This is a genomic window from Streptomyces sp. NPDC030021, from assembly GCF_055574035.1.
Genome location: NZ_JBVIAH010000005.1, coordinates 449,931 through 475,929, shown reverse-complemented (window position 1 = coordinate 475,929; position 25,999 = coordinate 449,931). Strand labels below are relative to the sequence as shown.

Genomic DNA, 25,999 nt, shown 5'->3' with positions numbered 1-25,999 from the left:
TCCCAAGTCCGCGCTTGCGGCCCCTCTTTCGGGGAAGATCTGGCAGGGACTTGGGTCCACGCCGGGTCAGCCGGGACAGCCGGAACATCTTCGGGCAACGAGGGAAGAGTCGTTATCTATGCAGGTCTGGCCGGGACAGGCGTATCCGCTGGGTGCCACGTACGACGGCGCCGGCACCAATTTCGCGGTCTACTCGGAGGCCGCCCGACGCATCGAGCTGTGTCTCCTGCACGACGACGGGTCGGAATCGGCCGTGGAGCTGCGCGAGACGGACGCCTTCGTCCGCCACGCGTACCTGCCCGGCGTCATGCCGGGCCAGCGCTACGGATTCCGTGTGCACGGCCCGTACGAGCCCGAGCGCGGCCGGCGCTGCAACGCGGCGAAGCTGCTGCTCGACCCGTACGCGCGGGCCATCAGCGGCCGGGTCAGCTGGAACGAGGCGGTGTACGGCTACCACTTCGGCCGGCCGGACTCGCGCAACGACCTGGACTCCGCCCCGCACACGATGAGCTCGGTGGTGGTGAACCCGTACTTCGACTGGGCCAACGACCGGCCGCCGCGCCACGAGTACCACCACACCGTGCTGTACGAGGCCCACGTCAAGGGTCTGACCATGCACCATCCGGACCTCCCCGAGGAGCTGCGCGGCACCTACGGGGCGCTGGCGCACCCGGCGGTCATCGGCCACCTCACCAAGCTCGGGGTGACGGCGCTGGAGCTGATGCCGGTCCACCAGTTCGTCAACGACCACCGGCTGGTCAACGACGGGCTGAGCAACTACTGGGGCTACAACACCATCGGTTTCTTCGCCCCGCACAACGGCTACGCCTCGGGCGACCGCGGCCAGCAGGTGCTGGAGTTCAAGTCGGCGGTCCGGGCCCTGCACGAGGCCGGCATCGAGGTGATCCTCGACGTGGTCTACAACCACACCGCCGAGGGGAACCACCTGGGCCCGACGCTGTCCTTCCGGGGGCTGGACAACGCCTCGTACTACCGGCTGGCGGACGATCCGCGCCACTACATGGACACCACCGGCACCGGGAACTCGCTGCTGATGCGCTCCCCGCACGTGCTCCAGCTGATCATGGACTCGCTGCGCTACTGGGTCACCGAGATGCACGTGGACGGCTTCCGCTTCGACCTGGCGGCGACGCTGGCCCGCCAGTTCCACGAGGTGGACCGGCTGTCCTCGTTCTTCGACCTGGTCCAGCAGGATCCGGTGGTCAGCCAGGTGAAGCTGATCGCGGAGCCCTGGGACCTGGGCGAGGGCGGCTACCAGGTGGGCAACTTCCCGCCGCTGTGGACCGAGTGGAACGGCAAGTACCGGGACACCGTGCGGGACCTGTGGCGCGGGCAGCCGCGCACGCTCGCGGAGTTCGCGGGGCGGCTGACGGGCTCCTCGGACCTCTACCAGGACGACGGGCGGCGCCCGCTGGCGTCGATCAACTTCACCACCTGCCACGACGGTTTCACCCTCAACGACCTGGTCTCGTACGACGAGAAGCACAACGAGGCCAACCGGGAGGGCAATCGGGACGGCGAGACCCACAACCGCTCCTGGAACTGCGGTGTGGAGGGGCCCACCGAGGACCCGGAGATCCTGGAGCTGCGCGAACGCCAGATGCGTAATTTCACCGCCACCCTGATGCTGTCGCAGGGGGTGCCGATGCTCAGCCACGGCGACGAGTTCGGCCGCACCCAGCAGGGGAACAACAACGCCTACTGCCAGGACAACGAGTTGAGCTGGGTCGGCTGGCCGGAGCCCGGCAAACCGGCGCCGTCCCTGCTGGAGTTCACCCGGCGGATGGTGTGGCTGCGCCGCGACCACCCGGTCTTCCGGCGGCGCCGGTTCTTCCACGGGCGGCCGGTGGAGGGTACGCACGACGAGCTGTCGGACATCGCCTGGTTCACCCCGCACGGGGAGGAGATGCGGGCGCGGGACTGGCAGGCGCAGCACGCGAAGGCGCTGACCGTCTTCCTCAACGGGGAGGCGATCTCCGAGCCGGGCACCCGCGGGGAGCGGATCACCGACGACTCGTTCCTGCTGATGTTCAACGCGGGCGCGGAGCCGCAGGACTTCACCGTTCCGGCGGGGCACGGCGCGCAGTGGCGGCTGGTGGTGGACACGGCGCGGGCGGACGTACTGCCACCCGGCACCGGGCCGCAGTATGCGGCCGGTGACCGGGTGGCGCTGACGGGGCGGTGCCTGGTGGTGCTTCAGCGCCCGGCGTAGGCGGCGCCGGTCCCGTCCGCCGCCGGGGAGGAGCCGGTCCGCGGGCCCGGGATGCTCACCTCGGCGGTGCGCGTCCGGGCGGCGGGCACCTTGGTGACGAGGGCGAGGAGCAGGCAGAGCGCGGCCGCCCCGACGGCCACGGCGAAGGCCCCGGCGGGGCCGTACGCCTCGGCGAGGCGCCCGCAGACGACGAGGGCCGTGGCCTGCCCGGCCACCAGGCAGCTGGCGGCGAAGGCCATCGAGGTGGAGAGCCGGGCCGGTTCCACGGCCCGCTCGGTGAGCGCGAACGCGGTGATCAGGTGGGGTGCGTAGGCGGCACCCAGCACGGTGACGACGGCGTACAGCGGCCACAGGCCGTCGGTGAACAGCAGGGGCACCGAGAGCACCAGGGCAGCGCCGGTCGCCACCCGCCAGCGCAGCCGCAGCCCGAAGCGGGCGGGCAGCGCGCCGAGCGAGATGCCGACGACCGCGCTGACGACGCCCATGGCGGAGTAGACGACGGCGGCCTGGTCGGGGACGCCGAGCCGGATGGTGAGCGCGGTGATGCCCGCCTGGCAGGCGCCGAACATCGCGCCCTGGAGGGCGAGGGAGCCGCGTACGGCGTGGACCACGCCGGGCGGCCGGACCCGGCTTCCCGGGCGCCGGTCCCGCGCGGGCGCCCCGGCCGTGACGGCGGCGGTCGGGTGCAGCGCGTAGACGGTGCCGAAGACGGCGACGAGGCCGGCCGCGCCGGCGAGGGCGACGGCGGGGTGCGCGAGGAGAGCGGCGAGTCCGACGAGGGCGGGTCCGAAGACGAAGGAGACCTCGTCCAGGGTGCCTTCGAGCGCGTGGACGGCGCCGACGACGCTCTCGTCGGACTTGGCCCGGTGCGCCAGGGCCACCGAGCGGGTGCGGGCGAGCGGTCCGATCAGCGGTACGGAGGCGCCGGTGAGGGCGCCGATCGCGGCGAGCGGGACGGTGGCCAGATGCGTGAGTGCCCCGGCGACCAGGGCGGCGGTGGCCACGGCGTTGACGGCGGCCGCGGCCAGGACCACCGGGCGCTGCCCGTGGCGGTCGGCGAGCCAGCCGAGGACGGGTCCGAAGAGGACCTGTCCGATGGAGAGGGCGCCGCCGACCGTGCCGGCGGTGGCGAGGGATCCGCTGGTCTGGGCGACCAGCAGGAAGCTGCCGAACTGGGACATCGCGACGGGCAGTCGGGCGAGGAAAGAGACGAGCGGAAGTAGGGGCCCGGTCAGGGCGATGACTCTTCGATAGGTGCTGACGGTTCCAACCACTTGATCGACACTAACCCGGCGCAGTCACTCGGATGCATTGGGTAATGGCACGGAATCCGGCAGGTTGGGTACGTACGTTCTCATGAGCCAGCCGCACGCGACCCCCGAATCGGAATCTGACGTTCCGACACCAGTCACTCCGACGTCGACCTACCGCCTCCAGCTGCGCCCGGAGTTCCCCTTCGCGGCGGCCGAGGCAGCCGTACCGTACATCGCCTCGCTCGGCGTGTCGCACCTGCACCTCTCCCCGGTCCTGGAGGCGGTGCCCGGCTCGACGCACGGCTACGACGTCACCGACCACTCCCGCGTGCGGACCGAACTCGGCGGCGAGCCGGGCCTGCGGGCCCTGGCCGGGGCCGCCCGGGCGCACGGGCTCGGGCTGGTCCTCGACATCGTGCCCAACCACATGGCGGTACCGACCCCGCTGCGGCTGAACCGGCCCCTGTGGGAGGTGCTGCGGGAGGGCCCCGGCTCGCCGTACGCCCGCTGGTTCGACATCGACTGGGAGGCGGGCGGCGGGCAGGTGCTGCTGCCGGTGCTGGCCGGGCCGGTGGAGTCCTGCGAGCTGTGGGCCGACGGCGAGGTGCTCCGCTACGGCGAGCAGCAGTTCCCACTGCGGGAAGGGACCTCGGGGCTGGCGCTGCCCGAGCTGCTCGCCGCGCAGTGGTACCGGCCCGCCTGGTGGCGCGAGGCCCGCACTTCACTCAACTACCGGCGTTTCTTCACCATTTCGGAGCTCATCGGGGTCCGGGTGGAGGACCCGGAGGTGTTCACGGCCACCCATGCGAAGGTGCTGGAGCTGGTCCGGGACGGGGTGGCGGACGGACTGCGGATCGACCACGTGGACGGTCTCGCGGACCCGGAGCAGTACCTGCGGCGGCTGCGGGCGGCGGCCGGCGACGGCTGCTGGGTGGTGGTCGAGAAGATCCTGGCCCGCGAGGAGCGGCTGCCGTCCGCCTGGCCGGTGGCGGGGACCACCGGCTACGACGCCCTGCACCGGGTGGACGGGGTGTTCACCGACCCCGAGGGCGCCGCCGAGCTGGCGGCCCGCTACGGGGAGACCACCGGGCTGCCCCGCTGGCAGGAGGCGGCCCGGACGTCCGCCCGGGAGGTGCTGACCGGCGACCTGGCCGCCGAACTGGGGGCGCTGGAACGGCAGGCCGGTCCCGAACTTGCCGCAGCTGTACGGGAGTTGCTGATCGCCTTTCCTGTCTATCGGCCCTATCCCGGAGAGCCGGAGCTGCCGCCGCGGGCCCTGGAGCAGGCGGCCGCGGCGGCCGGTCCGGGCGCGGTGGCCGCCGTACGGGAGCTGCTGCTGCGGGATCCGGCCTTCGCCGCCCGCTTCGCCCAGACCTCGGCGGCCCTGCGCGCCAAGTCCCTGGAGGACCGGGCCTTCTACCGGTACGCGCCGCTGCTGTCGGCCACCGAGGTCGGCGGGGAGCCGGGGCGGCCGGCGGTGTCGGCGGCGGAGTTCCACGCGTACTGCGCCGCCCTGGCCCAGGAGTGGCCCGCGGCCGGGACGGTCCTGTCCACGCACGACACCAAGCGCAGCGCGGACGTCCGGGCCCGGATCGCGGCGCTGTCCCAGGCGCCGGAGCTGATGGGCCGCCCCGAGGGGCCCGACCCCCAGCTGGCCTGGGTGGCCCGGCAGACCGCGCTGGGGCTCGGCCGGGTCCCCGAGGCCGGGCCGCGGCTGGCCGACGCACTGCTCAAGGCGGTCCGCGAGGCGGCCCTGCACACCAGCTGGACCGAACGGGACGAGGAGTACGAGGCGGGCGTGGCCGGATACGTCCGGGCCCCGCTCGACCTCCCGGCGGAACTGGCCGGGGCGGCCCGCACGAACCTCCTCGGCATGACCCTGCTGCACCTGGCGATGCCGGGGGTCCCGGAGGTCTACCAGGGCGCGGAGACGGAGTACCGGGCCCTGGTGGACCCCGACAACCGGCGTCCGGCCCACTTCCCCCGCCGGGCGCTGGCCCGGCTGGACACGGGGGCCGCCCCCGGGGACCCGGCCGAGGAGAAGCTGGGGCTCACGGCCACCCTGCTGCGGCTGCGCCGGGACCGGCCGGAGCTCTTCCGGGGCTACGCGCCGGTCCTCGCGCGGGGCCCGGCCGCCGACCATCTTTTGGCCTTCACCCGGGCCCCCGGACTGCTGGTGGCGGCCACCCGGCTGTCCCACCGGCTGGCCGCGTCGGGCGGCTGGCGGGACACCCGCCTGCACCTGCCTCCCGGCACCTGGACCCGCCTCGCCCCCTTCTCCCCGCGCACGGACTCCACCGTGTCGCACGGCGGTCCGGCCGAGGTGGCCGCCCTGCTGGACGGCCACCCGGTGGGTGTCTGGCTGCGCCGGTGATCCGGCGGCGACGGGGCCGCCCGCCGCTCACTTCGGCGGACCGCCGGGGCAGCCCGGATCCGGCGCGGCCCCGGCCCCGGCACTGGCACCGGCACCGATGAGCTCCGCGAAGGCGGCCGCGGCACCGGTCAGCGGGACCCGGGAGAAGACCGCCAGGGGCCGGTGCCACGGCGGGTCGAGGGAGAGCAGGACGCAGTCCTCGCCGACGGCGCCGCGGACCATGTGGGCCGGGGCCATGACGACGCCCACCCCGGCGGCCGCCATCCGTACCGCGGTCGAGGTGTGCTCCGTACGCAGCACCGTGTGCGGGGTGAAACCGAGCGCCCCGCACGCCCGGTCGAGCACGAGGACGCCGTCGACCAGGGGTTCCATCGCGCAGCGGATCCAGTCGCGGTGGGCGAGTTCGGCGAGGGCGACGGCCGTGCGGCCGGCCAGCGGATCGTCGAAGGGGACGACGATGACCAGCTCCTCCCGGCCGATCCGCAGCAGCGGCCCCGGCCAGCCCGCGGGCTCCGGGCCCACCGCGAGGTCGGCGACGCCCCGTTCCAGCTGCTCCTCCAGGGCCTCGGTGCTGCCGTACTCCCGCAGCACCAGGGACACCCCCGGATGCAGGGACCGCCAGCGGGCGGCGACGCCCGGGAGCAGGCCGACGGCCAGCGCGTGCACGGTGGCGATGTGCAGTTCGCCGCCGGCCACCCCGGCGGCGGCGCGGGCGGCCCGCTCGGCCTGACGGGCGCTGCGGACGGCGAGCTGCGCGTGCGGGAGGAAGGCGCGGCCCATCGGGGTGAGCCGGACCCCGCGGGGCATCCGCTCCAGCAGCGCGCCGCCCACGGACCGCTCCAGGGCCTTGACCTGGTGGGACAGGGCGGGCTGCGTGACGTGCAGACCGTCCGCGGCGCGGGTGAAGGAGGACTCCTCCACGACGGCCAGGAAGTACTCCATCTGGCGCAGGCTCATGACCTCGAAGCATAAAGATCCTGCATGACCTTCAGAAGATCATTTCCTTGGACTTGACCCAACGGGCGGTGGAGGCTGGCGACATGACCAACGACAGCGCAGTGGATGTGATCGTGATCGGCGGCGGTACGGGCGGCTACAGCACCGCCCTGCGCGCCGCGGCCCTGGGCCTGAGCGTCCTGCTCGCGGAACGCGACAAGGTCGGCGGGACCTGCCTGCACCGGGGCTGCATCCCCAGCAAGGCCATGCTGCACGCGGCGGAACTCGTGGACGGCATAGCCGAGGCGCGCGAGCGCTGGGGGGTCCGGGCGAGCGTGGAGTCGGTCGACTGGCCGGCCCTGACCGCCACCCGCGACGACATCGTCTCCCGCAACCACAAGGGTGTGGAAGGCCACTTGGAGCACGCGGGGGTGCGGGTGGTGCGCAGCGGCGCCCGGTTGACGGGACCGCGCTCGGTACGGACCGAGGACGGGCGGGAGTTCACGGCCGCCCGGGGGATCGTGCTGGCCACCGGGTCCCGGCCGCGTACCCTGCCCGGCCTGGAGCCCGACGGCCACACGGTGGTGACCAGTGACGACGCACTGTTCGCGCCCGGCCTGCCCGCTTCGGTGCTGGTGCTGGGCGGCGGGGCGATCGGGGTGGAGTACGCGTCCTTCCACCGTTCCATGGGCGCCGAGGTGACCCTGGTCGAGGCCGCGGACCGGCTGGTCCCGCTGGAGGACGCGGATGTGTCCCGGCATCTGGCGCGGGGCCTGAAGAAGCGCGGGATCGACGTGCAGACCGGGGCCCGGCTGGAGGGGGCCGAGCGGCTCGCCTCCGGCGGTGTCCGGGCCACCGTGCGCACCGCGCGCGGGGAGCTGCGGGAGATCGGTGCGGAGCGCCTGCTGGTGGCGGTCGGGCGGGTCCCGGTGACCGACGGCCTGGACCTCGCGGCGGCCGGACTGGCCACCGACGGACGGGGGTTCGTGGCCCCGGCCGACTGGTCCCGGCTGGAGACCGCCGTCCCGGGGATCCACGTGGTGGGCGACCTGCTGCCGCCGCCCTCGCTCGGGCTGGCGCACGCCTCCTTCGCGGAGGGCCTGCTGGTCGCGGAGACCCTGGCCGGGGTGGCGAGCGCGCCGGTGGACTACGCGGCGGTGCCGCGGGTGACCTACTCGGCCCCGCAGACCGCCGCCGTCGGGCTGACGGAGGCGCAGGCGCGCGAGGCGGCGTACGACGTGGTGGTGAACACGATGCCGCTGACCGCCGTGGCCAAGGGCATGGTGCACGGGCAGGGCGGCACGGTGAAGGTGGTCGCGGAACGGGACGGGCGGGTGCTCGGCGTGCACCTGGTGGGGCCGCACGTGTCGGAGATGATCGCGGAGAGCCAGCTGATCGTGGGCTGGGACGCGGAACCGGGCGATGTGGCACGGCACGTCCACGCCCACCCGACGCTGTCGGAGGCGGTCGGGGAGGCCTTCCTCAGCCTGGCGGGCCGCGGACTGCACCAGCAGTAGTCCGAACCCCCGGGCAGCGGCCCCGGGCCCGGCCCCGCCGGTGCTGGGCCCCCGGGCCTCGGCCAGGGGTTTCACCCTCGATTCGGGGAACTGCGGGGCCCGCGGAGCAGTAGGCGGCGGGCCCTGCGGGCATGGCATCCCTTGTGACTCTCCTCCGTGACATGCACTACCCCACACCGCGGGAACTCGGGCTCGCCGCCCGCGCTCTGGCGGACGAACACCCCGGCGAGGCCCGGCTCCGCCAGGCCGGCACCTCCCGGGCCGGACAGCCGCTCTGGGTGCTGTCCGTCGCCGCGACCGGCGGCACCCCGCGCGGGGCCGACCGCAACGTCCTCGTCGTCGCCGGGGCGCACGCCAACGAGCCCGTCGGCGGCGCCACCGCCCTCTCGCTCGCCCGGCGCGTCCTCGACGACCCGGCGCCGCGGGCCGGCTGCGGCTGGCACTTCCTGCTCTGTGCCGACCCGGACGGCGCGGACCTGCACCGCACCCCCCACCCGTACTCGCTGCTGGACTACCACCGGAACTTCTTCCGGCCTCCCGGCCCCGAACAGCCCGAGTGGGCCCCGTCCTTACTGCCCCCGGACCGGCTGCCGCCCGAGACCCTGGCCCTGATGGCGCTCATCGACGAACTGCGGCCCGTCCTGCAGGTCTCCCTGCACGCCACCGACCTCGGCGGCTCCTGGGTGCAGCTCACCCGGGACGTACCCGGCCTCGCCGAGCCGTTCGCCAAATCGGCCGCCGAGCTGCGCATCCCGGTGGAGAACGGCGCCTCGGACGCGGCCGGCTGGCCCTCCCCCGGGCCCGGGATCTTCGTGATCCCGCAGCCGGGCAGCGAGGCCGCCGGGGCCTTCCACCCGGAGGACACCCGGCTGAGCACCTGGTACCGCGCCCACCGCTACGCCGGCACGACCGCCATCGTCGAAGTCCCCATGTGGGCCTCCGACCTGGTGGACGACCCGGCCCCGCACCCGGACCCGCGCGGCGCCCTGCAGATGCTGGCCGAGCGGCTCACCGCGGACGCCGCGCTCGTCGCCTCGGTCCGGGCCGGTGCCGACGTACGGCCGGGTCCGCCGTACGAGGACGAGGACCCGGCCGCGGCGCCCCTGCTGCGCGCGGTGGACTGGACGCTCGCACTGATCCCCCGGATCGCCGCCGAGTGGACGGCCGGGGCTCCCGAGGAGGCCACGGCGGCGAACATCGCCAGCATCGACGCCTTCGGGCGGCGGCTGTCGCTGCGCGCCGCCGCGATGCTGCTGCGGGTGCTGCGCGCCCAGGGGCATCCGACGGCGCCCGGGCTGGACCGGCTGGTCACCGGGTGGTGCGAGGACTTCGCGGCCCGTTTCGGGGCCCGCTGGGTCCCGGTGGCCACCCAGGTGGAACACCAGTCCCGGACCGTCCTGGCGACCTACGACCGCCTCGTCGCGGCCGGCCGGGACGAGCGGGCCGGCTAAGCGGGGCGGGTCGGCGGGCGGGCGGGCTGAGCGGCGGTCAGGACCTGGGCGGACCCAGGCGGGTGCCGGGGCCGGGCGGCGGCAGAGCCACCGGCCTGGCTCCGTCGTGGTCCTCCCCGGCGTCGTGGAGGGGGCGGGTGCCTTCGGCCGCGTCCGCCAGCCACTGCCAGACGTGCGGCCGGCGGGCGTCCGGGGCCGCGGCTGGCTCCCCGCCGGAGATCCAGGTCGTGAGGGTGAACCGGTGGTCCGAGAACCGCCCGCTCGGGCAGGTGGACGGCACGACCTCGTGGAAGGCCCCGGAGGGGAAGAAGACGATGGTGTCGTGCTCGGGCTCGATCGTGCGGTAGGACTCCCCCGGCCGCGCCCGGCCCTCGTCCACCACGGTGTCGTAGAGCCGGAGTTGGCCGCCGCCGAAGCCGCGCGGCGTGCGGTGCAGGTAGTACACGGCGGACAGCGCCGTGGCCACGTCCGGGACACGTGAGGCGTCCGTGTGGATGCCGAAGTGGCCGCCATCGCCGTGCGCCGTCAGGACGGTCAACGACCGGGCGAGTGCGGCCCGGTGACCGAGGACCTCCTGGACGAGCGGCAGACAGTCGGCCAGGTGTGCGCTGAACACCTCGCTGGTCACGGGAAGGACCAGCGAGTCCCGCCCCTTGCGGGACACCTGTCCGGTCAGGGGGTCCAGGACGGTCCCCGCCGTGAAGTCCTCCGCCCGCGATATCGCGTACTCCAGCAGGGCGGTGGCGCGCTCCGCCCCCAGGAAGTTCTCGAAACGGCAGACCGGTGCCGGTACCGCGAGGGCGGGGGACCAGCGGTCGGAGGGAGGCAGGACTCGCGGGCTGATTTCCATCGGCGTGGCCGGTTCCATCGTGTATCCGCTCATAGCCCGGAACCGTACGACGGCGGCCGTCCGCGCCGAAGGAGCACAAGGGGGCGCATGGAAGTGCACGGCGCACGCCCGCGCCGGGCATCCGGAGCGGCGCGGTCAGCGGGAAGCGGAACCGGGCCCGGGGGGTGTCCCGCCCTGGCCCCGGGAGGGCTCCACCGCGAGGGAGTAGCGGTGCTTCGGCCGTCCGGTGGCGCCGAGCCGGTCGTAGAAGCGGATCGCGCCCTCGTTCCAGTCCGGGGTCTGCCACTGGACCTGGTCGAGGCCGAGCTCGCGGGCCAGACGCGTCACGCCGTCCATCAGAGCGGCGCCGAGGCCGTGGCCGCGGGCCTCCTCCGCCAGGTAGAGGCAGTCCATGTGCAGGTAGTGCCGGGCGTCCCAGAAGGCGAACTCGGCGGAGCAGGCGGCGTATCCGGCGACCGTGCCGTCCGGGGTCTCGGCGAGCAGCACCCACAGCCGGGCGTCCTCGGCGAACAGCTGCGGGCCGAGCCGCTCGGCGAGGTCCGGCGGGCGCGGCGCCGACTTCTCGTACGCCACGTGCTCGTGGACGAGTTCTACCAGGCGGGGCAGGTCCCCGACGCGTGCGCGGCGGATGACGGAGGTGTGTTCCATGAGCGCCATCCTGCGCGCCGGCTCCCGGCGCCGTACCGGCGGGGCGCCCCAAGGGACACCCGCAGGGGACGCCCGCAGGGGACGGGACGCCCTCAGCTCGACGAGAGCCGGAAGGTCATGTTCCCGAAGCTGACCTGGTCCCCGTCGCGGACCACCGCGGAGCCGGTCACCCGGCGTCCGTTGACCGTGGTCCCGTTGGTGGAGCCGAGGTCCCTGAGCACCCACACACCGCCCTGCAGCCTGAGCTCCGCGTGCGCCCGGGAGACCGTCTCGTGGCTGAGCCGCAGCCCGTTGCCGGGGTCGCGGCCGATCCGCAGGGCCGCCGCGCTCGGATGCGGCAGCAGCAGCTTGGGCAGCCGCTCGGCGTTCCAGGCGCGCCGGACCCCGAGGGACACGGCCGAGGCCCGGCCGACCCAGCCGAACAGCCGACGGGTCCAGGGGCTTTCGGCCGCCTCCCGGGACTGGAGGTCGGCCGTGAGCACGGCGAGCTCCTCCGAGCGGCGGGCGACCAGGGCGAGTTCCATCCGGCGCAGGAAGGTGTCGTGGGACAGCTTGCCGAGGGCCGCGCCCTCCCTGAGCTGGCCCAGCGCCCGGTCGCGCTCGGCGTCGGACAGCCGCGGCGCGGGGAAGGCGGGAATCTCGAAACTGGACGTCACAGGGTGATTGTCGGCCCGTCGGGGCCGGAGTGTCCAGAACTCCCCCGCCATGCCCGGAATGATGGGCACGATACGCATGCTGGACACCGCCGCCGACGAGGGGACCGTCCGTGCAGTTCGAGGTGTGGGCACCACTGACAGGTCACGTCGCCATGCTGCTCGACGGGACGACATACGACATGGCACGCGATCCGGACCGGGACGGCTGGTGGACCGCCGAGGCCCCGGCCGCCGACGGGAGCCGCTACGGATTCCTGCTCGACGGCGACGGCCCGCGGCCGGACCCGCGCGGGCGCCGGCTGCCCGACGGCCCCGACGGCCTGTCGGCGGTGGTCGATCCGGATGCCCTCGCCCCGCGGCCGGCGCAACCGCCGCACACCCGGCTCCAGGACGCGGTCCTGTACGAGCTGCACATCGGCACCTTCACCCCCGAGGGCACCTTCGACGCGGCCGCCGCCCGGCTCGGGCACCTCACCGCCCTCGGCGTCACGCACGTGGAGCTGATGCCGGTCTGCTCCTTCTCCGGGCGGCACGGCTGGGGGTACGACGGGGTCGCGCCCTGGGCGGTGCACGAGCCGTACGGCGGCCCGGCCGGCCTGGCCCGCTTCACGGCCGCCGCGCACGAGGCGGGGCTGGGAGTGGTGCTGGACGTGGTCCACAACCACCTCGGCCCGTCCGGCAACCACCTGCCCGCCTTCGGCCCGTACTTCACCGACACCCACCACACGCCGTGGGGCTCCGCGGTGAACCTGGACGCGGCCGGCTCCGACGAGGTACGCGCCTACCTGCTCGGCAGCGCCCTGGCCTGGCTGCGCGACTACGGGATCGACGGGCTGCGGCTCGACGCCGTGCACGCGCTGGCCGACGACCGGGCGCTGACCTTCCTGGAGGAACTGTCCGCGGCCGTCGATGAACTGTCCGCGGACACCGGCCGCCCGCTGTTCCTGATCGCCGAGTCCGACCGCTGCGACCCCCGCACCACCACCCCGCGCGCCACCGGGGGCCTGGGCCTGCACGCCCAGTGGAACGACGACTTCCACCACGCCCTGCACTGCGCGCTGACGGGCGAGTCCCAGGCGTACTACGCCGACTTCGCCACGGCCCCGCTCGCCGCCCTCGCCAAGACCATGACCCGGGTCTTCTTCCACGACGGGACCTGGTCCTCCTTCCGCGGCCGTACCCACGGCCGCCCGGTGGACCACCGCCGGACCCCGGCCCACCGCTTCCTCGGCTACACCCAGACCCACGACCAGATCGGCAACCGGGCGCTCGGCGACCGGCTCTCCGCCTCGCTCTCCCCCGGGCTGCTGGCGTGCGCCGCGACCGTGGCCCTCACCGGGCCGTTCGTGCCGATGCTGTTCATGGGCGAGGAGTGGGGGGCGAAGACCCCCTGGCAGTACTTCACCGACCATCCGGACCCGGGACTCGCCGAGGCGGTACGGTCCGGCCGGCGGCGGGAGTTCGCGGCGCACGGCTGGAAGGCCGAGGAGATCCCGGACCCGCAGGACCCGGCCACCCGGGACCGCTCCTGTCTGGACTGGGCGGAGCCCGAACAGGCCGTCCACGCCCGCCTGCTGGACTGGTACCGCACGCTGATCGCACTCCGCAGCACCCATCACGACCTGCGCGACCCGGACCTGGGGGCGGTCCGGGTCGCGCACGACGAGGAGCGTCGCTGGCTCACCTTCCGGCGGGGCGACGTCCGGGTGGCCGTGAACCTCTCCCCGGACCCGGTGACGATCGCGCTGGGCCGCAACGGGGTACGGGTGCTGGCCTCCTGGGAGCCGGTCGGCCACCCGGGTCCCGACGGGCGGATCCACGTACCCGGCGAAACGGCGGTCGTCCTGGCCCCGTGAGGCTCACTCCACGACGGCGAGCTCGCGCGGGGCGTTGTTGAGGCGGAGCCCGCCGTCCTCGGTGACGGTCACGATGTCCTCGATGCGGACGCCGAACCGGCCCGGCAGGTAGACACCCGGCTCCACGGAGAAGCACATGCCGGGGACCAGCGGCTGCTCCTCGCCCTCGACCATGTACGGGGGCTCGTGGGTGGTCACCCCGATGCCGTGGCCGGTGCGGTGGATGAAGCGGTCCCCGTAGCCGAACTCGGTGATCACGGCCCGGGCGGCCCGGTCGATCTCCTGGCAGGAGACCCCCGGCCGGACCGCGGCCACGCCGGCCTGCTGGGCCTCGCGGACGACGTCGTGGACCCGCTGCTCCTCGGCGGTGGGCTCGCCGACGTGCACGGTGCGGGAGATGTCGGAGCCGTAGCCGAAGCGCAGGCCGCCGAAGTCGAGGACCACCATGTCGCCGTGGCGGATGACGCGGTCCCCGGCCTCGTGGTGCGGATTGGCCCCGTTGGGGCCGGAGCCGACGACCGTGAAGTCGACCTGGGAGTGGCCGTGCGCGCGCAGCAGGGCCGCCAGGTCCTCGGCCACGTCGGTCTCCCGCCGGTCGGCGAAGGGGAGGTGGAGGATCTGCGCGTAGGCGGCGTCGGCGGCGGCCCCCGCCGCGGCGAGGCGCTCCAGCTCCCGCTCGTCCTTGACCGCGCGGAGCATGGGCAGGCAGTCGGTGAGCGGCGCGTAGGAGCTGTTCGGCAGTTCCCGCTGCAGGCCGAGGAGGTGCAGCGCCCAGGTGTTGTCGCTCACCCCGAAGCGCCCGCGGAAGTCCAGCAGCGGGGCGGTGACGGCGTACGGGTTCTTCCCGTCGGCCCAGTCCCGCAGGGTCAGCGCGGTGGCGCCCGGGGCCTGTTCCGCGTCGGGTGCCTCCAGCGCGGGCACGATGAGCACCGGGTCCTGCCCGGCGGCCAGGACGAGCAGGGTCAGCCGCTCGGTCTCGGCGGTGGGCCGGTAGCCCGTGAGGTGCGTGAGGTCGGGCCCGGGGGCGATCAGCAGTCCGGCGAGTCCCGCGTCGGCGGCGGTCTGGGCGGCTGCGGCCATCCGGGCGGCGTAGTCATCGGCCGTGAAGGGTGCGGGTTCACGTGTCATACGGGTGATCCTGCCGTGAGCCGCGCGGCGAGGGCAGCGGCCACGCCGGTCGGGCGGCCCGGGGAGAGGAGCTCCGTACGGTGGACCAGGCGCGGGGCCCACAGAGGTACGGGCCCCCGCGCCGGCGGCGTCCACCACGCGGCGCGGCAGCGGCGCGAGGCCGTGCCCGGCGGCCGCGTAGCGCACGGAGGCGCGGGCGGCCGTGAGCGGCATCCCCACGCCGGGGGCGTCGAGCCGGACGGCGGCCCGCCCAGCGAGCGGGTGTCCGGCAGGCAGCAGCCCGGCCGGCTCTTCCTCCCCCGCGCCCGTCACGGTGAGCGGGGCCACGTCGGGCAGCCGCAGCGGGTCGCTCGGCGCGGCGAGGCCCTAGGGCGCAGCCACCGGTGGCGACGGGGTGGCGGGCACCTCGGCCGGGGGGCAGCACCCGCAGGGTGACCCCGGTGGCGGGCAGCGCCGCGAGCAGCCGGGGGCCGACGGCGAGGGTGACGCGCCCAGGCGGGGCTGCGGCCGGCCGCAGCACATCGGCACGGACGGCGTCGAGCCGCGGCAGCGGCGGTCCCGCGTGCTCCGGCAGCCGCACCCCGGCCGGGGTCGGCGCGACGGGCCGGCGGGTGAGCAGCTCGCTTCCCGCGACGGGCTCGTCCTCGACGCCTGCTGGAACCCCACCGGCGAGGCGGAGGCCGGGGCGGCCGCCGGGACCCTGGCCCGTTTCGACGCGGTGTGGGTGCTGCCCGGAAGCCCGTACGCCGGCGAGGCCGGGGCGCCGGCCACGATCCGGGTGGCCCGCGAGGGGCGCATCCCGTTCCTCGGGACCTGCGGGGGCTTCCAGCACGCCCTCCGGTGCGAGCCGGGCTCGCTCGCCGAGGCCGCGCTCGGCCTGCGGCTGTCGGGGCGCGACGAGGACGGCCAGGTGCGCTCGCGGAGCTGCCCAGCCCCTTCTTCCTGGCCACGCTGTGCCAGCCGGAGCTGCACGGGGACGGGTCGAGGCCGCACCCGATCGTCCGGGCGCTCGCCGCGGCGGCCGTCCCCCACGCCTCCGACCGGGCCGGAAGCCCGGCCGCGAGCACGTCCGCCGCCCGATAAGGCGTCGCGGGACCACCCCTCTGATCGGCTATGCTGTGCTTGCACATCGAACGGGCGGTCCACCGCCCTTCGTGGTGGGTGTAGCTCAGTTGGTAGAGCACCTGGTTGTGGTCCAGGTGGCCGCGGGTTCAAGTCCCGTCACTCACCCTGTCGATCCCGTGGGGTACGAGGTTTCCTCGTACCCCACGGGATTTTTCGTGCGCCCGGCCCGTCCGGCCTGTTCGTCTAGATCCGCAGGAAGGCCTCCACCTCGGTGACGAAGGCCACCGGGGTCTCGTGCGGCGGGTAGTGGCCGGAGCCCGGGACCGTCACGACCCGGCAGTCCGGGTAGGAGGCCTGCCAGGTGTCCCTCATCACATCCGCGGTGATCGCGAGGTCGTACTCGCCGACGAGGACGAGCACCGGGACGGTGTTGCCCTTCACGGCGGCGGACAGGTCGAGCGGCTGCCAGCTCGCGAGGTAGCCGGCGAAGGCCTCGGGGCGGGAGACGGCCAGCGAGTGGGCGACCATCCCGTCGAGCCAGCGGCGGCTCACGCGGTTGCCCGTGACCAGGTCGAGGATGACGCGGCGCTTGTCGGGGTCGGTGGCGGCACCGTGGAAGAGGGCGTGGGTCGCGTCGTCCATCGCGTAGGGCGCGGCCGGGACCGGGGCGAGCCCGATCAGCTTCTCCACCCGCTCGGGGGCGCGAACGAGGACCTGCTGGACCGCCTTGCCGCCCATGGAGTGGCCGAGGAGGGAGAAGGTGTCCCAGCCGAGCTGGTCGGCGAGTTCGAGGACGTCGTCGGCGATCTCGGCCAGGGTGTGGCGGCCGGGGACGTCGCGGCGGTCGCCGTAGCCGCGGTAGTCGACGAAGACATAACTGAAGCCCTCGGGGTCCAGGTGGTCCAGTACGGAACCCCAGTTCGCGGAGGTGCCGAACCAGTCGTGCAGCACGATGACGCGGACGGGTCCGGTACCGATCCTGCGGTGGGCGATGGCCATGCGTTCTCCCTCGGTGACGTGGCGAAGAAAACCGACGCCGAAGGTTCTGCCCACCGGATCTACCATCACACCGTGAACCCGACACCACGCCCGCAGCCCCTGGACATGGGGGACTTCTCGCGGCCCGACGGAGCACGCCACCCGCACCACCCCCGGACGTACGTGATCAGCGACCCGGCCGAGATCGGCGCGGTGGAGGAGGCCGGACGGCCGGGCGGCGACGGCCGCGCCGTCGACTCGATCAGCTGTATGTGCGGAGGGGACCTGCGCACGGATCACCACGGGCCGGAGTTGCTGCGTCTGCTCGACCCGCTGTCCCCCGACGGCATCCCCGCCCGCCACCGCGCGCGGTGGGTGGCCGCGGCGCCCGCGGAGCTGCGGGAGTACGCCGGGGCCCTCGCCGCGGGTGAGGAGGAGCCCCCGGCGCCGCGCGGGGTGCCGCTGGGTACGGTGTTCGGCTGGCTGGGCGCCCCACGGGACGAGCCCCGCGACGCGGCGTGGCTCCTCGCGGACCGGGCCCCCGAGCGGCTGCTCGCCGGAGTTCCGACGGATCAACTCGCATGGGCCGTGAGGGAGACGGACCGGGCCGGCCTGGAAGGGGCCGTGCGGTTCTTCGCGAGCGAGGAGTTCACCACCCGCCACCCGAAGCGGCGCCGGGTGCCCGACACCGCGCGGGACCTCCTGCTGCGGCACGCCCGCAGCCACCGTCCCACGGACCTCCCGGTCCTGGAACGGCGGCTGCTGCACGCACCGGAGGACCGGATCAGACGGTCTTGATCGCCGGGTCCGAGACGCCCGGGGCGCCGGTCTCCACGTGTCCGGCGAAGCGGCGCAGGAAGGTGGCGTCGGCGTCGGAGACGACCTGCACGTCGTACCAGCGGCCCGAGGCGGCGAGGTCCACCGTGTGGGAGACCGTCGCGCCGGCCGCCACCCGGAGGATCTGGGCGGCGCCGCCGTAGGTGTTGGTCACCGTGAGGTTGACGGCCGCCGTCCCGGAGTTGGTCAGGGTCAGGGCCAGGTTGCCGGTGGCCGCCACGTGGCGGGCCGTGACCTCGGGGCCGGCCTTCTTCGCCGGGCCCTTCCAGGTGCGCAGGAAGCCGTTCGGGCCCCACACCGTGAGGTTGATCTGGTTGCCGGTGGAGCTGCTGGTGGACCAGGTGTCCGAGAGCGTCTTGCCCGCCTCGACCGTGTAGGGCCAGGGGCCGTCCGTGCGGTTGCCTGAGGTGCTGTGGAAGTGGGCGCCCAGGGTCGGTCCGGAGGCGAACGTGAGGGTGAACTTGCCGGTGGAGGTGGTGCGGGCGCCGTCCACGTAGGGGCTGTAGCCGAGCGCGCGGGCCGGCTTGGAGCCGGCTTCCTGACGGGGCAGGGTGCCGGTCGCCGGCGGGGTCGGGTGGTAGGAGGGGTGGCGGTCCTTGTCCGGCGGGACGTACCCGGCCGTGGACGGCAGCGCGGCGGGCGCGGCGTCGGCCCGGGTGAAATCGAAGGCCGAGGTCAGGTCGCCGCAGACGGCACGGCGCCACGGGGAGATGTTGGGCTCCTGCACCCCGAAGCGCTTCTCCATGAAGCGGATCACCGAGGTGTGGTCGAAGGTCTCGGAGCAGACGTAGCCGCCCTTGCTCCAGGGGGAGACCACGATCATCGGGACGCGCGGGCCGAGCCCGTACGGTCCGGCCGCGTAACCGCCGCCGCCGGCGTAGAGGTCCTTCGACACGTCGGCCGTGGACAGGCCCCAGGCGGAGGAGGCCGGCGGGTACGGCGGGACCACGTGGTCGAAGAAGCCGTCGTTCTCGTCGTAGGTGATGAACAGGGCGGTCTTGGCCCAGACCGCCGGGTTCGCGGTCAGCGCGTCCAGGACCTGCGAGATGTACCAGGCGCCGAAGTTCGTCGGCCAGTTCGCGTGCTCGCTGAACGCCTCGGGGGCGGCGATCCAGGAGACCTGGGGCAGCGTGCCGCCCACGACGTCCGCGCGCAGCCGGTCGAAGTAGCCGTCGCCCGCCTTGACGTTCGTGCCCGTACGGGCCTTCTCGTACAGGGCGCTGCCGGGCTGGGCGCCCCGATAGGTGTTGAAGTACAGCAGCGAGTTGTCGCCGTAGTTGCCGCGGAAGGCGTCGTTGATCCAGCCCCAGGAACCTGCGGCGTTCAGGCCGTCGCCGATGTCCTGGTAGACCTTCCACGAGACCCCGGCGGACTCCAGCCGCTCGGGGTAGGTCTTCCAGCCGTAGCCTGCCTCCTGGTTGCCGAGGACCGGGCCGCCGCCGGTCCCGTCGTTGCCGGTGTGACCCGTCCACAGGTAGTAGCGGTTCGGGTCCGTGGCGCCGATGAAGGAGCAGTGGTAGGCGTCGCACACCGTGAAGGCGTCGGCGAGGGCGTAATGGAACGGGATGTCGTTCCGGGTCATGTACGACATGGTCGTGGCCGTCTTGGCCGGGACCCACTTGTCGTACTTGCCGTTGTTGTACGCCTGGTGGCCGCCGGCCCAGTCGTGGTTGAGCCCCTCCAGGAACTGCATGCCGAGGTCCTGGACCTGCGGGTTGAAGGGCAGGATGTCCTTCGTCCCGTTCGACTGGTGGAAGACGGACTTGCCGTTGTCCTGGAGGACCGGCCGCGGGTCACCGAAGCCCCGTACCCCCTTCATCGCGCCGAAGTAGTGGTCGAAGGACCGGTTCTCCTGCATCAGGACGACGACGTGCTCGATGTCCTGGATCGTTCCGGTGGTGCCCTGCGCCGGGATGGCGGCGGCCCGCGCGATGCTGTCGTTCAGCATCGTGAGGGCGGCGGTGCCACCGGCTATCTGCAGGAACCTGCGACGGTTGAGTTCTGCCATGGGGTGACGACCTCTGGGAGTGAGGGGGGAGTCGAGGGGCGCCCCAAGGACAGCGGTCCCGGGGTACCGGGCGGAGATCGCTTCGTGACACTGCGCCGTACACCTGGAGAACGAAAAGAGCTCCCGAACGACCTGCGTATCTGCTGAAATGACCTCCCACACACTGCACGGGGGGCGCAGAGCGGATGGCCGGGAGCGAGTTCGGGCATGCCATCGGGCTGCCCCGCGCACTCTCCGGCCTGCCGCTGTCGCCGCTCGTGGGAGGGTACGGGGAACTCCTCTCCGCGCAACAGACCATCGGATTACGCCACTTGGGCGAGTTAATGGTCCCGTCCGGCGGCCGCTTACGGGTACTCGACGGGATCTTCGCCGTCACCGGGCCCGGCCGGCGCCGGCACGTGGATGCCGGGGTGCTGCGGTCGCTGCGCCGGGACCGGCCGGAGCCGGGCGCGGCCCGGTTGCTGGAGCGGCTGGCCGCGATCCAGGAGGCGGACCCCGCGGCCCTGCGCCGGATCCTGCTCTACCAGCTCACCCACCTGCTCCAGGACCATCCCGAGGGGCAGCTGCCGGCCACCGCGGCCGGCTTCGGGGTGGACCCGGCCGAGGCCGCGGCCCTGGTCCACGCGGCCGCCCGGCGGGCCCGGCTGGACGAGGGACAGCGGGCCGCCGCCGAATCCCTGCTCGACGACGTGCTGGAGCACCGGATCCGCTCTGCGGCCCGCCGGGCGGCCCTGCTGCCGCCCGCGGGTGAGGACCGGCCGCTGGCGGCCCTCCTCGCCGGGCTGGCCGCCCGGGTGACGGCCGCCGACACCGAGCTCGCGGTGGCCCGGCGGGCCGAGCAGCAGGAGGATCCGGAGCGGGCCTGCGTCCACTACGAGGAGGCCGCGGCGCTGGCGGGCGACTGCCCGCGCGCGGTGCGCGGGCTGGTCCGCACCTACCGGCCCGATCCCGGGGATCCCGGCCCGATGGTGTCCGCCCTCGTCCCCGGGGGTGTCGAACTGCGCTGGCCGGTCGGGGACTTCGGGGACACGCGCTGGCGGGTGGTGCGGCTCACCCGCGGGGAGCCGGCCGGCGCGCCGCTCGCCGAGGTGGCGGGGCGGCCGGCCGGGGGCGTGCTCGTGGACCGCGGCGCCGGGATCGGCGAGGAGGTCCGCCACGTGGCGCTGCCGCTGCGGGCCGACGGCGCCGTCGACGGGCCGCCGCTGATCGCGGCCGCGCTGTCGGTCGCCCCGGCGGTGACGGAGGCGGCCGCCGCCGACGGCAACGGGTGGATCGAGGCCTCGTGGACCGCGCCGTCGGGCGCGTCCCACTGCGAGGTGACGCTGACCGGGACGCAGGGACGCGTACCGGTGCCCCCGGCGGCACGGGCGGGCCTGCGGGAGTCCCTGCGCGCGGAGGGGCTGGCGCCCGGGAGGTACGAGCTGGCGGTGCGGGCCCGGTACGCCCCGGCCGGCAGCGCCGACCGCGGCGCGCTGTCCGCGGCCGTGACCGTCCCGGTCACCGTGCACGCCTGGCCGGAGCCCGTGCTCACCCTGACGGCCCGGGCCCGGGCCCGGGAGGCGGGCGGGGTGGAGTTCGGCCTGACCGGCGGCGACGGGGCCGAGGTGCGGCTGGTGGAGTGGCCCGGCGCCGCCCCCGCCGAGCGGGCCGAACTGACGGCGGCCGAGCTGCCGCCGCCGCTGGAGTGGGCCGGTCCGGGCTGGTCCCGCCCGGCCGGAAGTGGCCCGGCCGGAAGTGGCCCGGTCTCCGTCGGGCACCCGCCCCCGGGATCGCTCACCGGCGTCTGCGCCGTGTCCGTGCTGGGCCCGCGGGCCCTGGCCGGGCCCTCCGTCCTGGTCGAGGCCCCGCTGCCGGTGACCGGGCTCGCGCTGCGGCGGGCCGCGCCCGACCTGGTCGAGGTCCGCTTCGACTGGCCCGGCACGGCCGGCACCGTCACCGCCGTCGTCACCCAGGACGGCCGGCGCACCGAGTTCGCCGTGGCCCGCAGCGTGTTCCTGCGCGAGGGCCTGCGACTGCCGGTCACCCCGGCCGCGTTGTCCGTCGAGGCGCACGCCGCACCGCGCAGCGCCCGTTCCGTGCTCGCCTCGGCCGGGGGCGACGCGCGGGCCGAACTGCCCGCCGACGTGGCCATCGCCTACGAGCTGGTGCCCGGCGCCCGGCGCGGCCTGCGCCGCGGGCCCGCCGTCCTGCGGGTGACCGTACGGGCGCCGGGCGGCGCACCCGGCCCGGACCTCCCCGGCTTCGTCCTCGTGGCCCGGGGGGACGGCGGCCGCAACCCGCGGCGCCCGGGCGGCCCGTCCGGCGGAACGGCCGTGTGCCGGGTGACCGGGGCCGAACTCGCGGCCGCGGCCGCGGCCGCGGGCACCGGAACGGGCACGGGCACGGTGGAGCGCCCGATCGACACCGCCGTCGCGCCCGGCCGCCCGTACGCCCTGCGCGGTTTTCTCCTCGGCGGCGCCGCCGCCTCCGTCCGGCTCGAAGAGCCTCCGCTCCTCTCCCTGGTGGTCCGCTGACATGACCTCCGTCGTCTGCCCCTACTGCTTCGACCGGTCCCCGGCGGCCCGGCTTCCCTACCGCTGCCAGATGTCCGCCACGGGGGTGCGCGGCGCCAAGCCCTGCAGCGCCGAACTCGACACCATATGGGCTGATTTCATGGGCCCGAGCGTGCCTCCCGCGCTGAAGATGCGCGGCCCGGTCTTCACCGCCCCGCGCGGCCTCGGGCTGCGCCTGACCCCGAGCGGGGGCGGATCGCGCGCGGACTGCCCCGCCTGCGGCGGGTCCACCCCGGTCCGGGTCTGCCGGCGCTGCCACAGCGACTTCCCGAGCGACTACTGCGACCAGGACACCCGGATCATCGCCCTGCTCGGCCCCAAGGCCTCCGGCAAGAGCACCTACGTCTCGGTCCTGCTCAACGAACTGCGCGGCAGGGTGGGCCGGGCGTACGGGGCCTCGGTGACCGCGATGGGCGGCGAGACCCAGCGCCGGGACCGCGAGCTGGCGGAGGACCTCTACGACCGGCTGCGCCTGCCGGAGGCCACCAGGCCGGCGGCCCTCGGCTTCAACGACCCGCTGCTGTACCGGCTGAGCCTGCCCCTGCGGCGCCGGCTGCGCGGGGACGGCAGCCGGCACACCGCGCTGGTGTTCTTCGACGCGGCGGGCGAGGACCTCGGCAGCGCCGAGGCCATGGACCGCTACACCCACTACCTGGCCGCCGCCGACGGGATCATCCTGCTCGTGGACCCGCTGCAGATGCGGGCGGTGCGCGACCGGCTGCCGGTGGACGACGGGCCGCCGCTGCCGGTCATCGAGACCCCGCCGCAGCAGATCGCCGCCGATCTCGCGGCGCAGCTGCGGGCGCACGGGCGGGGTTCCTCGCGCGGCCGGGTCACCACCCCGGTGGCGGTGGCCGTGACCAAGACGGACTCGCTGGCGCCGCTGCTGGAGCCGCATTCGCCGCTGCTGCGCAATGCCGACCACGGCGCCGGCGCGCTCGACGAGGAGGACCGGCGGGCGGTGCACGAGGAGATGCGCTCGCTCCTCGACGGCTGGGACTCGGGGGCGCTGCTGCGGCAGTTGGACCGGGACTTCGCCCGGCTGTCGCTGTTCGGGCTCTCGGCGCTCGGCTCGCCGCCGCCCGCGCACGCGCCGGCCGACGCCCCGAAGTCGGGTCCGCGGCCGCTGCGCGTGGAGGATCCGCTGCTGTGGCTGCTGGGGCTGGGCGGGCTGCTGCCGCGCACCGGTGGCGGCGCCGGCACGGGTGGCCGTACCGGCTCCGAGGGGAACTCATGAATCTCGCCCAACTGCACTACACCTCGGCGCCGCCCGGTCCCGACGGCTCCGGTTTCCGGTTCACGGCCGTCAGCCCCGGGGTGCCGGCCGCCCTGCTGCGCGAGGCGGAGCAGCTGATCGGCTACGAGCCGCCCCGGGACGCGCCGCCGCGCCCGGGGACGGAGGAGCTGGCCGCCTTTCCGCAGGCGCTCAGCCTGAACGTGCTGGCCGACGGCAGCCGGCTGCTGGCGCGCTCGGTGTACACGGGCGCCGACTACAGCGGCCGCTGGGGCAATTTCCACGCCCACGCGGTGCACCTGCCGCAGCCCGCCGGTTCCGGTCCGGCCGTGGGCGAACTGCCGATCACCGCCTGGGGCTCGCCCCAGTGGGCCGCCGCGACCCCGGAGGCCGGCGCCCCCTTGCTGGCCGCGGTGCCCGCGCCGGGCCGCCTCGACCGGGCCGCGCTGGCCGCCTTCGTCGCGGCCCGCACGCCGTGGCTGGCCGCCTTCTTCACCGATGTGCGCCGGCTCGGCGAGGACCCGGACGCCCCGCAGATCGTGCTCGTGGAGGCGGACAGCGAGGCCGTCGCCCGCTGGATCATGCTCGCGTGCAGTGTGCTGCCGCACCAGCGGGGACAGTGGCTCACCTTCACCACCTACACCCGGCGGCCGCAGCTCGCCCGGCAGCAGATCATCGGGGTGATGCCCGAGGACGGACTGGGCCTCGCCGGGCAGGAGCACCGCTACCGGGTCTACGACGCCACGCGCGCCGCCGCCCCCACCGCCGCCGGGGAGCCGGACGTGTGGGCCGACACCGCCGCGCGCGTCTGGCAGGCGCAGCGCCAGGACCTGGTCGCCGAGGTACGGCGGCTGGCCGCCGGACCCTACGACGCGGGCCCGCTGGCCGCGCTCGCCCTGGCCGCGGACATCGCTCTGCCCTCCCCCGGCCGGGCCGCGGCCGCCGACTGGGCCGCCGGGCACCGGGACGCGCTGGACGGCGTACGGCTGCACGCGCTGGCCCGGGCGCTGGGCCGCCCGGCCGGGGACCGGGACCCGGCGGAGATCGCCGCGGCCGGGCGGCTGCTCGCGGCCCTGGACGGCTGGGCCCCGCCCACGGTGTGCGAGCCGCTGGTGGCCCTGACCCTGACCGAGGCGGTACGGACCGGCGCGCCGCCCGCGGCCCTGCCGACCGCGGGCGCCCTGGGCGCGGCCGTCCGCGGCCGGCTCGCGGCGGAACTGGAACCGGGCCTGCGGGCGGCGCTGGGCGGCCCCGCGGCCGAACCGGCGCATCCCGCCGGGCTGTTGCGGGTGGCCTCGGTGCTCGGGGTGGACGTGAGCGACCTGCTGCCCGGCACGGCCCGGCAGTTGGCGCTCGCGCTGCTCACCGATCCGGAGCGGGCGTACGGGGCGGGCGTGCGGGCCGCGCTGGCCGAACTGCCCGGGCTGCGCGCCCTCGTACTCGACCGGCTGGACTCGCTCGCGGCGGGCGATCCGGGCGCCGGGCGGCGGCTGTTCGAGCGGACCGCGCTGCGGCCGACCGCGGCCGACGCGCGGCCGCACCTGCGGATGTGCGCCGAGGCCGCGGCGCAGGCCGCGCCCGCACCGGACCGGGTCGGCGCCCTGAACGCGCTGCTGGCCCACTCGGGCGTCTCGCTGTACGCGGAGCCGCTGGTGCTGCGTACCGCGATGCGGCTGGTGTGGGACGGGAATCCGCCGGGGGCGGGCGAGGCCGGGCTGGTGCTGATGGCGACCGGGGCGCAGGTCCACCGGGAAGCCGGGACCTGGGAGTTGCTCGTCCAGGCGGCCGTGCGGGCCCCGGCCGGGGACACCGAGGCCGCGGAGCTGGCTCCGGAGCTCCTCGGGCAGTTCCAGGAGGAGATCCCGGCCCGGCTGCGGCCGTCGCTGCTGTTGCTGGAGCTGGCACTGAACCTGCGGTCGGGCCCGGCGGGCGGGGGCTGGGTCCGCCAGGCGCTGGACCTGAGGTCGCTGGATCCGGAGCCGGGCCCGCGGGAGAGCGCGTACGCGGCCTTGTGCGCGCGGCTGCTGGCCGGGGACCGGCCGGACAGCGAGCTGCGGGCGCTGATCGAGAGCAACGACGGGGAGCTGCTGGCCGCCTACCGGGCGGCGGCGCGCACACCGGCGGTCCGTGACCGGCTGCGGCTGGATCCGGGCTATGCCGCGGACTGCTTCACGGTGTGGTCCTCCCAGCCGCAGGCCGGCCCGGCCTGGCAGGAGGCCCGCGCGGACCTGCTCGACGGGGTGCTGCGGCCGGCCGTACGGAGCCTCCCGGCGGCGGAACTGGCCGAGCTGGAGCAGTCGCTGGCCCGGCTGGGCGGGCGCTGGGCGGACGAGTTCCGCGGCTGGCAGCGGCCGGGTGCCTTCGGCCGTCTGCGCGAACGCTTCGGAGGGCGCCGCTCCGGCGGTGCCGGGAACGGGGGCTGA

At 75.1% G+C, this 25,999-nt stretch carries 17 protein-coding genes, 1 tRNA gene and 1 pseudogene; 11 read left to right on the top strand and 8 right to left on the bottom strand.

Annotation, left to right across the window (positions count from 1 at the left end; all coding sequences use genetic code 11):
• Positions 1-118 precede the first annotated feature (118 nt).
• Positions 119-2,233, top strand: a complete 2,115-nt coding sequence (glgX, locus tag ACZ4YL_RS13185; protein WP_468116224.1) for a glycogen debranching protein GlgX — start codon at positions 119-121, stop codon at positions 2,231-2,233.
• Here the strand turns inward: glgX and ACZ4YL_RS13180 are convergent.
• Positions 2,218-3,507 (bottom strand): MFS transporter, encoded by a 1,290-nt coding sequence (locus ACZ4YL_RS13180; RefSeq protein ID WP_468116222.1) that lies wholly within the window; start codon positions 3,505-3,507, stop codon positions 2,218-2,220. The two genes, glgX and ACZ4YL_RS13180, sit on opposite strands and share 16 nt — an antisense overlap.
• Before the next feature lie 82 nt (positions 3,508-3,589).
• On the opposite strand from ACZ4YL_RS13180, the gene treY reads away from it, so the two are divergent.
• Complete coding sequence (gene treY / locus ACZ4YL_RS13175) at positions 3,590-5,860, top strand: malto-oligosyltrehalose synthase (RefSeq protein WP_468116220.1); 2,271 nt, start codon at positions 3,590-3,592, stop codon at positions 5,858-5,860.
• A 27-nt stretch (positions 5,861-5,887) separates the two neighbouring features.
• On the opposite strand, the gene ACZ4YL_RS13170 is transcribed toward treY, so the two are convergent.
• Positions 5,888-6,817, bottom strand: a complete 930-nt coding sequence (locus ACZ4YL_RS13170; protein ID WP_468116218.1) for a LysR family transcriptional regulator — start codon at positions 6,815-6,817, stop codon at positions 5,888-5,890.
• Positions 6,818-6,900: 83 nt separating this feature from the next.
• Here ACZ4YL_RS13170 and lpdA point away from each other — a divergent pair, with 83 nt between their 5' ends.
• On the top strand, positions 6,901-8,313 hold the full coding sequence (lpdA, locus tag ACZ4YL_RS13165; protein WP_468116216.1) for a dihydrolipoyl dehydrogenase: 1,413 nt from the start codon (positions 6,901-6,903) through the stop codon (positions 8,311-8,313).
• A gap of 143 nt (positions 8,314-8,456) precedes the next feature.
• Positions 8,457-9,764, top strand: a complete 1,308-nt coding sequence (locus tag ACZ4YL_RS13160) for a M14 family zinc carboxypeptidase (protein ID WP_468116293.1) — start codon at positions 8,457-8,459, stop codon at positions 9,762-9,764.
• 37 nt (positions 9,765-9,801) lie between these two features.
• On the opposite strand, the gene ACZ4YL_RS13155 is transcribed toward ACZ4YL_RS13160, so the two are convergent.
• From ACZ4YL_RS13155 to ACZ4YL_RS13145, 3 genes are all read right to left on the bottom strand, one after another.
• Positions 9,802-10,647, bottom strand: coding sequence for a 2OG-Fe(II) oxygenase (locus ACZ4YL_RS13155; RefSeq protein ID WP_468116214.1), 846 nt, complete (start codon positions 10,645-10,647; stop codon positions 9,802-9,804).
• Between the two features lie 102 nt (positions 10,648-10,749).
• Positions 10,750-11,262, bottom strand: a complete 513-nt coding sequence (locus tag ACZ4YL_RS13150) for a GNAT family N-acetyltransferase (RefSeq protein WP_468116212.1) — start codon at positions 11,260-11,262, stop codon at positions 10,750-10,752.
• A 92-nt stretch (positions 11,263-11,354) separates the two neighbouring features.
• The gene (locus ACZ4YL_RS13145) at positions 11,355-11,918 is read right to left on the bottom strand and encodes an FHA domain-containing protein (protein WP_373038651.1); all 564 of its coding nucleotides are present in this window, start codon (positions 11,916-11,918) and stop codon (positions 11,355-11,357) included.
• A gap of 110 nt (positions 11,919-12,028) precedes the next feature.
• On the opposite strand from ACZ4YL_RS13145, the gene treZ reads away from it, so the two are divergent.
• Complete coding sequence (gene treZ / locus ACZ4YL_RS13140; RefSeq protein ID WP_468116209.1) at positions 12,029-13,774, top strand: malto-oligosyltrehalose trehalohydrolase; 1,746 nt, start codon at positions 12,029-12,031, stop codon at positions 13,772-13,774.
• A 3-nt stretch (positions 13,775-13,777) separates the two neighbouring features.
• Here the strand turns inward: treZ and ACZ4YL_RS13135 are convergent, their stop codons facing one another.
• Entirely contained in the window at positions 13,778-14,902 is a 1,125-nt protein-coding gene (locus tag ACZ4YL_RS13135) for a M24 family metallopeptidase (protein WP_468116207.1), read from the bottom strand.
• A 562-nt stretch (positions 14,903-15,464) separates the two neighbouring features.
• Here ACZ4YL_RS13135 and ACZ4YL_RS13130 point away from each other — a divergent pair.
• A pseudogene (locus ACZ4YL_RS13130) lies at positions 15,465-15,985 on the top strand (CTP synthase).
• 74 nt (positions 15,986-16,059) lie between these two features.
• A tRNA-His gene (locus tag ACZ4YL_RS13125) sits at positions 16,060-16,132 on the top strand.
• Between the two features lie 78 nt (positions 16,133-16,210).
• On the opposite strand, the gene ACZ4YL_RS13120 is transcribed toward ACZ4YL_RS13125, so the two are convergent.
• On the bottom strand, positions 16,211-16,966 hold the full coding sequence (locus ACZ4YL_RS13120; RefSeq protein ID WP_468116205.1) for an alpha/beta fold hydrolase: 756 nt from the start codon (positions 16,964-16,966) through the stop codon (positions 16,211-16,213).
• Positions 16,967-17,038: 72 nt separating this feature from the next.
• Between ACZ4YL_RS13120 and ACZ4YL_RS13115 the strand changes: the two genes are divergently transcribed.
• Positions 17,039-17,743 (top strand): hypothetical protein, encoded by a 705-nt coding sequence (locus ACZ4YL_RS13115; protein WP_468116203.1) that lies wholly within the window; start codon positions 17,039-17,041, stop codon positions 17,741-17,743.
• On the opposite strand, the gene ACZ4YL_RS13110 is transcribed toward ACZ4YL_RS13115, so the two are convergent.
• Positions 17,730-19,790, bottom strand: coding sequence for a phosphocholine-specific phospholipase C (locus tag ACZ4YL_RS13110; RefSeq protein ID WP_468116201.1), 2,061 nt, complete (start codon positions 19,788-19,790; stop codon positions 17,730-17,732). The genes ACZ4YL_RS13115 and ACZ4YL_RS13110 overlap by 14 nt on opposite strands.
• Positions 19,791-19,975: 185 nt before the next feature.
• Between ACZ4YL_RS13110 and ACZ4YL_RS13105 the strand changes: the two genes are divergently transcribed.
• Genes ACZ4YL_RS13105 through ACZ4YL_RS13095 form a run of 3 tightly spaced genes read left to right on the top strand, consistent with a single transcriptional unit; the run spans position 19,976 to position 25,999 of the window.
• Positions 19,976-22,303, top strand: coding sequence for a hypothetical protein (locus tag ACZ4YL_RS13105; protein ID WP_468116199.1), 2,328 nt, complete (start codon positions 19,976-19,978; stop codon positions 22,301-22,303).
• 1 nt (position 22,304) lies between these two features.
• Complete coding sequence (locus ACZ4YL_RS13100; RefSeq protein WP_468116197.1) at positions 22,305-23,579, top strand: TRAFAC clade GTPase domain-containing protein; 1,275 nt, start codon at positions 22,305-22,307, stop codon at positions 23,577-23,579.
• On the top strand, positions 23,576-25,999 hold the full coding sequence (locus ACZ4YL_RS13095; protein ID WP_468116195.1) for a GTPase-associated protein 1-related protein: 2,424 nt from the start codon (positions 23,576-23,578) through the stop codon (positions 25,997-25,999). Before ACZ4YL_RS13100 ends, ACZ4YL_RS13095 begins: the two co-directional genes overlap by 4 nt.

Excerpts from the sequence above, each read along its gene's own strand:
- glgX (WP_468116224.1), top strand. The coding sequence starts at position 119 with ATGCAGGTCTGGCCGGGACAGGCGTATCCGCTGGGTGCCACGTACGAC.
- treY (WP_468116220.1), top strand. The coding sequence starts at position 3,590 with ATGAGCCAGCCGCACGCGACCCCCGAATCGGAATCTGACGTTCCGACA.
- ACZ4YL_RS13170 (WP_468116218.1), bottom strand. The coding sequence starts at position 6,817 with ATGAGCCTGCGCCAGATGGAGTACTTCCTGGCCGTCGTGGAGGAGTCC.
- lpdA (WP_468116216.1), top strand. The coding sequence starts at position 6,901 with ATGACCAACGACAGCGCAGTGGATGTGATCGTGATCGGCGGCGGTACG.
- ACZ4YL_RS13155 (WP_468116214.1), bottom strand. The coding sequence starts at position 10,647 with ATGAGCGGATACACGATGGAACCGGCCACGCCGATGGAAATCAGCCCG.
- ACZ4YL_RS13150 (WP_468116212.1), bottom strand. The coding sequence starts at position 11,262 with ATGGAACACACCTCCGTCATCCGCCGCGCACGCGTCGGGGACCTGCCC.
- ACZ4YL_RS13135 (WP_468116207.1), bottom strand. The coding sequence starts at position 14,902 with ATGACACGTGAACCCGCACCCTTCACGGCCGATGACTACGCCGCCCGG.
- ACZ4YL_RS13120 (WP_468116205.1), bottom strand. The coding sequence starts at position 16,966 with ATGGCCATCGCCCACCGCAGGATCGGTACCGGACCCGTCCGCGTCATC.
- ACZ4YL_RS13110 (WP_468116201.1), bottom strand. The coding sequence starts at position 19,790 with ATGGCAGAACTCAACCGTCGCAGGTTCCTGCAGATAGCCGGTGGCACC.
- ACZ4YL_RS13105 (WP_468116199.1), top strand. The coding sequence starts at position 19,976 with ATGGCCGGGAGCGAGTTCGGGCATGCCATCGGGCTGCCCCGCGCACTC.
- ACZ4YL_RS13100 (WP_468116197.1), top strand. The coding sequence starts at position 22,305 with ATGACCTCCGTCGTCTGCCCCTACTGCTTCGACCGGTCCCCGGCGGCC.
- ACZ4YL_RS13095 (WP_468116195.1), top strand. The coding sequence starts at position 23,576 with ATGAATCTCGCCCAACTGCACTACACCTCGGCGCCGCCCGGTCCCGAC.